Origin of the sequence: Streptomyces sp. NPDC057638, assembly GCF_042800315.1 — a bacterium.
Lineage (GTDB): Bacteria > Actinomycetota > Actinomycetes > Streptomycetales > Streptomycetaceae > Streptomyces.
This window is the reverse complement of record NZ_JBHVHF010000309.1, coordinates 1-8,897: the sequence shown is the minus strand read 5'-3', so window position 1 is coordinate 8,897 and position 8,897 is coordinate 1. Positions and strand designations below refer to the sequence as shown.

The following is an 8,897-nucleotide window of genomic DNA, read 5'->3' as shown; positions in this document are numbered from 1 at the left end:
GAAGGCGAGGAGTTCACCGAGGCCGTCGACGGTCTCGACGGCCTCGGCCGACAGTTCGGCGGCGGCCCGGCGCACCGCGGCACCGTGGGCCGCGCGCCGCCGGGCCTCCAGCAGGGGACCGAGGGCCAGCAGCGCGGCGGCGGGCCCGACGGCGAGCAGCAGCCGGGGCTCGACGACGGCGAGCACGAGGGAGCCGGTGCCGAAGACCGTGCCGGAGGCCAGGAGTTGCGCGACGGCGTGGGCGTAGAAGAACTCCAGCGCCTCCACGTCCCCCATGGCCGCCGACGCGAGGTCTCCGCTGCGCCGTCCGCCGACGCGCGCGGGCGCGCTCCGGGCGAGGCCGTCGTACACCCGCACCCGCAGTTCGGCCAGGACGCGGTACGCGAGGTCATGGGAGAGGTCCATCTCCCACCAGGTCGCCACGGCCCGCACGAACACCAGCCCGATGAGCGCCGTGAGCGTCCCGGCGTCCGGTGGCACCCGCTCCAGCACGGCCGTACCGACGGTGTGGGCGGCGAGCCCGACCAGGGCCAGCAGGGCGGACTGCCCGAGGAGCGCGGCGAGGAAGGTACGGACGGCCAGGGCCCGATGGGGCACCAGGACCGGCAGGAGGGCACGCAGCGCACCGCGATCGGAGGTGTCCGTGGAGGTGTGCGGCGCGGGAGCGGGCGCCCCCGGGCCGGACCTCCCCTCCGGTTCAGGGACGCGGCCACCCGGCCCGGCCACCCGCGCGTCCAGTCCAGCCCCGCCCCCAACCGACCCGACGTCCCGCGCGGCTGACGCGGTCCCGCCCCCACCGGCGTCAGCCGCCCGCGCCCGCGAGTCCGCTCCGCACTGGCCCGGCTCCGCGGTGTCCGTGTCCCCCACCGCGGCGCTCCTGTCCGGCTTCGAGCTGCTCGACTCCGGCTTCGAGGGGCTCATGCCGCCCTCCCCGCGCCCGCGAGCCGGGCGTAGACCCCGCCCGACGCCACCAGGGTGCCGTGGTCGCCGACGGCCTCGACCCGGCCGCCGTCCAGGACGACGATCCGGTCCGCGTGCCGCACCGCCGCCAGCCGGTGGGCGACGATCAGACAGGTACGGCCACGGACCGCGTCCAGCAGTTCGTGGACGATCGCCGCCTCGCGCCGCTCGTCGACGGCGCTGGTCGCCTCGTCCAGCACGAGGACGGGCGCGTCGGCGAGCAGCGCGCGGGCCAGGGCGAGGCGCTGGCGCTGGCCGCCGGAGAGGGTGGAGCCGCGCTCGCCGACGACGGTCGCGTAGCCGCCGTCCAGCCGCTGGATCTCGTCGTGGATCCCGGCCGCCCGGCAGGCCGCGCGCACCTCCGCGTCACTGGCGCCGGGCCGCGCGAGACGCAGGTTGTCGGCGATGGAGCCGTGGAAGAGATAGGTGTCCTGGGAGACGACGGCGATCTGGCGCCGCAGGGACGCGAGGGTGTACGAGGAGATATCGGCGCCGTCGACGAGGACCCGGCCGCCGTCGGGGCCGTACCAGCGGGCCACCAGCCCCAGCAGGGTCGACTTGCCCGCGCCCGAGGGCCCCACGATCGCGGTCGTACGGCCCGCCGGGGCGGTGAAGGAGACCTGTTCCAGAGTGGTCTCCGCCGCCCCTGGATGGGAGAAGTCGACGTCCTCGAAACGGACTTCGGGCGCCGTCTCCCACCGGGCCCGCGTGGTGCCGGTGTCGGGGACACCGCCCTCGGCGGTGCGCAGCGCGGCGATCCCGGCGGCGGCGGAGATGCCGAGGTAGCCGGAGTGCCACTCACGGGAGAGGTCACGGACCGGCCGGAAGCACTCGGAGGCCAGGAGCAGCACCAGATACGTACCTACCGGCGTCGCGTTCGCCGTGCTCGGGGAGGCGGCCGAGGCGCACGCCACCAGGACGGCGGCGACCGTGCCGCCCTGGACCGCCAGATCGGTGATCCCGGTGTCGACCAGGGATATCCGCAGCTTGGCGACGGTGGCGCGGTGCAGTGCGGCGGAACGCGCCTCCAGGGTGGCGCGCAGGCGTCCGGTGGCACCGGCGGCGCGCAGCGCGGGCATGCCCTGGAGGGCCTCCAGGTAGTCGGCGGAGAGCGCCTCGTACGCGCCCCAATGCTGTTCGCCCCGCCGTGCGAGCAGCCGGTCCCACCACCGGGGCGCGGTGAGCGCGGCCAGGAGCGCGGGCGCCAGCACGGCCGCCGCCCAGGGTTCGGCGAACGCCAGCGCCACCAGGGTCACGGGCGCGATCACACAGGTCACGAGTGCCTGCGGCAGATAGCGCGACACATAGGCGTCCACACCCTCCACACCGTCCACCAAGGTGGCGCGTACTCCGCCCGCCCGGCTGTCCGCGTCCCGTGGCGGTCCGGTCCGCCCGAGGCGTACGAGGAGGGCGTCCCGCAGCGCCACCCTGACCGCGGCCCCGGCGTCGGTGGCCGCCCCGCGCTGCCAGCGGGTGAGCAGCGCGCGGACGGCGACGGCCACGACGACCCCGGCGAGGGGCGCGAGCAGATCCCCGCCCGCGCCCGCGCCCGCCGCGACGCGCGCGAGCGCGACGGCGAAGAGCGCGGCCTGGGCGAGATACGTCGCGGCGACGGCGGCGAGAAGGGCGGTGGCGAGAAGGAGCCGCCGACGCGCGATGAGGCCCGCGCGCAACAACTCCGGGTGCAGCATCATGAGGTCACTTCCTCCGGTGGGACGGTCGGTGGGGCGCGGGGCCCGTAGGGGGGCCGCGGTCGCGGGTACAGCGGGTATGGCGGATACGCGTGGTGCGCCGCGTACGGGAGGTACGACAGGTACGCGCGGCGCAGCGGACACACGTACGAGAGGCGCGGCAGACACACGCGACACCAGGGGCAGGCGTACGGGAGGTACGACAGGCACCTGCGGCACAGCGGGCACGCGTACGAGAGGTACAACAGGCCCTCGCGACACCACCGGCACACACACCCCAGGCACAGGCGACAGCGCCCGGCCCCGGCGTACGGTGTCCGGTCGCGGGCCCGCCCCCGTGGCCGACGCCCACGGGAACGGCCCCGGTCACCACGCGCCCGCTCGGACGCCGGGCCAGGAGGACCGCCGCGCGCCGAGCGCGAGCCCGTGCACGACCCAGTCCCGCCCCGCCCGCCCGCCCAGCGCCGCTCCGATGTCGGCCCGCTGCCAGGAGCCGACCGGCCGTGCGGGCAACCCCAGTCCGGTGGCGGCGAGATGGGCGCGCCCGGCCCCGTACCCGGCGAGCAGATGGTCGGCGAGCACGCGTTCGGGAGCGGCGTCCGAGGGGCACCCATGGGCGAGGAGTACGGCACCCGCGTCCGCGAGCCAGCCCTGGCGCGCGGCCCAGACGGCGAGGGTCGGCAGTACCTCGCCCGCCGCGGCCAGGCGCAGCCGCCCGCCCTCACGTGCGTACAGTCCGGGCCGTTCCCCGCCGAGGGCGACCCACCACCCGAGCCCGTCCGGTCCATCGGGCCCACCCGGCCCGGCGGACTCGGCGGCGGCGAGCACGGCGGCGAGGTGCTCCTCGGCGGGCGGCCCGGACGCCGTGAACGCCTCGACCGGGGCACTGCGCCGGGCGCGGAGGATCTCCTCCACGACGGGTTCCCCCGTGACACCCCCGAGCCGGGCCGCCCGGCCCGCCTCGGCCAGCGCGGTCATCACGGCGAACGCCTGGCGCGCTTCGGGCCCCGCGCCGACCCCGGCCCCCGGCCCACCGGCCCAGCGCCCGTGACCGGGACCGGACCCGGGATCGACCGGCCCGAACCGGGGACCGGTACGAGGACCAAGACCGGGACCGGTCTCCGAGCCCGGACCGGCTTCCGAGCCCGGACGGCGTCCAGGGCCCAGAGCGCCGTCGGAGCCCGGGCCGAGCCCCACCACCGCCAGCGGGAACCGCACCCCCCACCCCGCGCCCCAGCGCGCCGATCCCCCCTCCACCGCCACCAGGCCCGCCACCGCGTGCCCGGCGTCCAGCAGGGCCAGCGGCCAGCCCCGGTGGCCGTAGTGGGCCACGGTCCGCTCCACCCGTACGCCCACGACGGCACGCGCCTCGCCGGGGGCGATCCCCGGGGCCGGGCCCAGCCGGTGGAGGCGGTGCCGCGCGGGGTCGTATCCGTACCGTCCCGGAGGTATCCCGTGCCCCTCCCCCAGCAACAGCGCGATCTCCACCGGGTGGAGGGCACCCGCCGAGGGGACACCGCGCAGCCGGTCCCCGGCGAGGGTGAGCCGGAGCGTCCGGTCGAACGCGCGCACCACGTCGACGGCGGGTCCCGCCCCCGGCCATGGCACGGGGACCGCCACGCGCGGTTCCGGGACGTCCACCCGCGCCGAACGGGAGTCATCCCGCCCCGACCGGCAGCCTCCCGCCCCCGAACGGCAGTCGCCACGCCCCGGCCCGGAGTCGCCCGGCGTCCGCCGGGATCCTCCCCGCACCGGTTCGTCCGACCGCGCCCGCGCCAGCGCCGCGGCCACCCGGCTGTGGGCCACGCGGTGAGAACTCGTCATCATCGCCACCCACCCCTCACATATGCGGCGGCGGAGCGAGGGTGAAGTCCTCCGGGTCCCGGGGCGGCGCCGTGCGCCAGCCCCGGCCGAGGGCCGCCTGGGTCAGTCGTTCACAGCCGAGGTAGGCGAAGGCGGCGGGGGCGTTGGGCACCAGACCGGAGACGAGGACGCGTGCCACCCTCAGCGGGGTCTCGGCGACGTCCTCGGTGGTGAGGTCAAGCGTGATCACCCGGTGCCCGCCCGCCGCGAGCGCCGCGTCCAGCCGCTCGCGGCTGCCGGACCGCAGCGCGGAGACGGGTACGGTCCCCCGCTCGGGATGGGTGAACCGCCGGGCGAGGGGCGTAAGCCGGGGGTCGAGCCAGACCTGGACATGGGCGCCGAGGTCGCGGACGGCGGCGAAGTCGGTCCCGCAGTCGTCGAGATAGCGCCGGTCGGCACGGTGGCCGAGGTAGAGGCCGGGCGCGAGCAGCCCGGCGTCGATGGCCTGGAAGACCCAGCCGTCGGCGTCGACCGCGCCCTGGGTGAAGACCCAGGTGTGGACGGCTTCGAGGACGGCCTTGCGGGCGGCCTCGGCGGGGTCGTACCGGCAGGCGAAACCGGCGGCGTGGATCCCGGTCTCGGGATCCCGGGCCAGCGCGGCGACACACGGCGCGAACTCGGACTCCATCTCGACCAGGGAGATCTCCAGTCCACAGCCGTCGAGATCGCGGTCGAGCCCGGGTACGGAGGCGGGGTCGATGCCCCGCGCGGGTCCGTCGAGGTGCCACCACACCTCCAGGGCGTCGCGTTCGACGACTTCGAGGAGCCCGCGTTCGATGGCGTCGTCCAGCCCCTGGCCGGTGGCGATGCCCGCGTAGTTGAGGTGGTGGGTGCGGGGCAGTTCCCTCAGGGGCCCCTGTCTCCAGTTGAGATGGGTGAGCGCGACGGGCGCCCAGCACTCCTCGCCACCCTCGTCCGCCCGAACCCACAGGGCGGGGGTGTCGGCGGTGAGGGGCCGGTACGGGAAACCCGGCCGTTCGTACTGCCAGGAGGCGTACGAGGGCAACTCGCCTGGTCCGTACACCCGCCGTCCCTCGGCGAGCAGCTGGGCGGCGCTGGTACGGCGGGGGGCGGCGGGGTGGCCCGGCGGCGGCAGCCGGTTACCGCAGTACCGCTCGACGGCCTCGGCCACCGCCGCGATCCTGGCCCCCTCGGGGTCGCCGAACGTGGTTCCGAGGGAGACCCGGTCGGCGGGCCAGGCCCCGAACCGCCGGGCGTCGGCGACCTCGGCGGTCATCGCGGTGTAACGGGTGGGCGTGCCGCGCGGATGCGGGACCGGGGCGACGGACCGTATCAGCCCGCAGACGGGGTCCACCAAGAGGTCGGGGGTCATGCGCAGATCTCCTCCACGGGGTCGATGAAGCGGCGTTCGTCCGCCGCGCGGTCACAGCCACGGCCGGACGCACGGCCCTCACGGCCACGGCCGGACGCGCGGCCCGCGCGGGCGCGGTCCGGCTCCGTACGGCGGTCCAGGGTGTCGTCGTACGGACCGGAACGGCCGACGGCGGCCCGGGCCGCACGGCCACCGGGCCCGGCGGGCTCACCGGACCCGCCGGACCGTTCCGTCCGGCCGCCGCTCGGGATGACGTTCGGGATGGCGTTCGGGATGGCGCGCGGGAGCCGGGCGTGTCCCCGCCCCCACGCCACACCCAGTTCCAGCGCGCCGTCCGCGGCCCGCAGCGCGCGGTGCGAGGGGTGGACCCGGACCGCGTGGACGGGGTCCTCCCCGGTGTGGGGATTGCGGGCGTGGGCGGGGAAGTGGTGCCCGGCGACCTCCAGCCGCAGCCGGGTCCCGGCGTCCAGCCGCCGGGTGATCCAGCCGAGAGGAACGGTGAACCGGGCGTACGCGCCGGGCGGGTCCGCCCGGCGTACCGTTCCCACGGCGAGGGAGTCGGCCCGCCCGCGCGGATCGAGGGCGACCAGCCGGACGAACCAGTCGGCGACGGGGGTGTCGGCGCTCGCGGCCAGCCGTACCCGGGCCTCGCCGAAGAGATCCAGCGGACGCGGCAGCGGCGGCCCGGCCAGCAGCGCCCGGTCGGGGGCGCGTCCGGGGTCGACGGCGAGACCGTCGGAGCGTACGGGGTGGGCCGGGTCGGCGACGAAGGAGCCGCCGTACTGGAGCCGCAGCCCGGCGCGGCCCCCGAAGTCATAGCCGCGCGTCCGGTGCGGGGTGTCCGCGGGGAGCCAGTGGTCGCTGCCGCCGAGGGCGAGGGCGCCGCGCCGTCCGGGGGCGAGGGCGCCGTCGAGCGCGGCGCGCGCCCAGCGCGCGTAGACGGCGCCGAGGACCAGCCGGTGCCCCGGGCGGGCCTCGGGGGCGGGGTCGGCGGTGAGGCCATGGCCCCAGGGGCCGAGCAGCAGCCGGGCGGGCCCGGCCCAGCTCCGCCAGAGCGCGAGCGCGTCCGGGGTCAGCGGGTCCCGGCTGCCGCCGACGACGAGCAGGGGCGTCCGGGCGCGGGCGCCACGCCGGGCGACCCGGCCGCGCTCGCGCTCCTCCCACACACCCGGCCAGGACGGCAGGGCCCGCCCGAGCCGCTCGGGCAGGGTGCGCACCGGCAGATGCGCCAGCAGGTCGGGGTCGGCGGCGAGCGCGGTGTCGAGGGCGCGGGGGTCGGAGGTGGAACGGTCGCCATGGGCGGCCCACCAGCCGGCCCGGCCGAGGAGCCGCTCCACCCCGGAGGGTTCACGGGCGGTGTCGGCGGTCCCGAGCGCGGGAACCGCGGCGATGACGGCGTCGGGCACGCCCGCATCGCCCTCCCCACCCTCATCGTCCAGGGCGGTGACGAGGGCGCAGTAGGCGCCGTAGGAGGCCCCGGCGGCGATGATCCGCCCATCGCACCAGGGCTGTCGGCGCACCCAGCGCAGGGTGGCGGCACCATCGGCGGCCTCGCTGGTGTAGGGGCGCCACTCCCCCTCGGACCGGTAGCGTCCGCGTACGTCCTGGACGGTGACGGCGAATCCGTGCCGCGCCCAGGCCCGTGCCTCGGCCCGGTGGTGGTGCGCGCCATAGGGAGTACGGAGGACGACGGTGGGGGCGGGGGCCCCACCCGGCACCACCGTGACCTCGGCGCCGAGCCGGGCGCCGGGCACGGGTATCCGTACCGGGCGGGTCACGCCCGCTGTGGATACCGGTGGGGATACCGGTTCCGGGCGGGTCACGCCCGTGCTCCCGGCAGCGGCGCGACGGCGGGCACGGGCAGCACCGGGTGGCCGCTGACCGCGAGATCGCGCAGATCGATCCGCCGCAGCGGGCGGCGGGCGGGCTCGCCACGGGCCCACGCCAGCAGCTCCCCGGTCAGCAGCCCGGCCAGCAGGGCCGCCGAGGCGGCCGAGTGACCCGCGCCGGGCGGTTCGGGGGTCATGTCGTCCCAGTAGGCGGCGAGTTCACGGTGGGCGGCGGTCGCGGCGAGACGCCGCAGCCGGACATCACGCGAGGTGACATCGCCCGGTGCGGACGCCAGCGGTTCGAGCCACGCCTGGTGGCCCTCGCGCTGGCAGCGCAGCCAGCCGACGCCCGCCATGGGCAGCAGGTCGGCCTCGTCCCAGAGCCCGGGGGGCACCCGTCCGTCGAGGCACCAGACCACGGCCGTCGGCTCGCGCTGCTCGCGGGCGGCCGCCAGCTCCCCGGCCCCGATCTCGCGTACCCGCGCCCCGGCACCCTCCGCACAGCGCAGCAGGGGCGTGGTGAGCACGGGGTCGCCAAGCAGCCACACCTGACGCCCGCTCAACGGCCCGCCACCGGAAGACCCGTGCAGGAATCCCGCCTGGTCGAAGGCCGTTTCCAGCCGGTCCAGCGCGGGGTCGTCAGCACCGGACGCCTGCGCGGACCCGCGATCGGTGACACCGCCGCCCCGGAGCCGGGCGATGAGCGCGGACGCGGCCACCCCTCCCGTATCGACATGGAGGAAGTCACCGTCGGGCGTCCGGACGGCGAGACCACGGCCGGGGACATCGACGAGGGCGACGCCGGGGGCGAGTCGCACGGGGGACACGGAGAGCTCCTCACTCAGAAACGGCACGGGGGAACACACGAGGCGACAGAGGTGCGCGCGGGGAGTGCCAGCGGCGTCACCTCAGCCACGCGAGACACCAGGGGTATGCGAAGTCGTACGGATATGAACAGACATACGAGTCATGCGAATGGCACGGCAAGGAAAGAAACGGGCCCGCCCGGGAAGGCGATCCGGGCGGGCCCGAGAGGGCGCGGGGCCATCCCCCGCAGCGGGCGACGGACCCATGGGCCAAGGGGAACGGGGGCTGTCGTCACCGAGGAGCGCCTCGGAACCCCCGGCCCCGCGCCGACCGTGGTGGCGGGTCAGGGCTCGGAGCCCCGACCCGCCATCGTGCGCCGGAGAACCGGAGAACCGGAACCGCCAGATCGAAGGC

At 76.9% G+C, this 8,897-nt stretch carries 5 protein-coding genes and 1 pseudogene; all 6 read right to left on the bottom strand.

Annotated features, from left to right (window positions below; genetic code table 11):
* Positions 1-726, bottom strand: a 726-nt coding sequence (locus tag ACFVIM_RS29190; RefSeq protein ID WP_384307466.1) for an ABC transporter transmembrane domain-containing protein, incomplete at its 3' end; no start/stop codon positions are given.
* 191 nt (positions 727-917) lie between these two features.
* The gene (locus ACFVIM_RS29185) at positions 918-2,654 is read right to left on the bottom strand and encodes an ABC transporter ATP-binding protein/permease (protein ID WP_384307464.1); all 1,737 of its coding nucleotides are present in this window, start codon (positions 2,652-2,654) and stop codon (positions 918-920) included.
* Positions 2,655-3,017: 363 nt separating this feature from the next.
* Positions 3,018-4,271: a hypothetical protein gene (locus ACFVIM_RS29180; RefSeq protein ID WP_384307462.1), complete on the bottom strand. Its 1,254-nt coding sequence runs from the start codon at positions 4,269-4,271 to the stop codon at positions 3,018-3,020.
* 220 nt (positions 4,272-4,491) lie between these two features.
* Entirely contained in the window at positions 4,492-5,847 is a 1,356-nt protein-coding gene (locus ACFVIM_RS29175; RefSeq protein ID WP_384307460.1) for a YcaO-like family protein, read from the bottom strand.
* 308 nt (positions 5,848-6,155) lie between these two features.
* Positions 6,156-7,625 (bottom strand): annotated as a pseudogene (locus ACFVIM_RS29170) (CocE/NonD family hydrolase); the annotation flags it as partial.
* A gap of 41 nt (positions 7,626-7,666) precedes the next feature.
* Positions 7,667-8,503 (bottom strand): hypothetical protein, encoded by an 837-nt coding sequence (locus ACFVIM_RS29165; protein ID WP_384307457.1) that lies wholly within the window; start codon positions 8,501-8,503, stop codon positions 7,667-7,669.
* Positions 8,504-8,897: the final 394 nt, after the last annotated feature.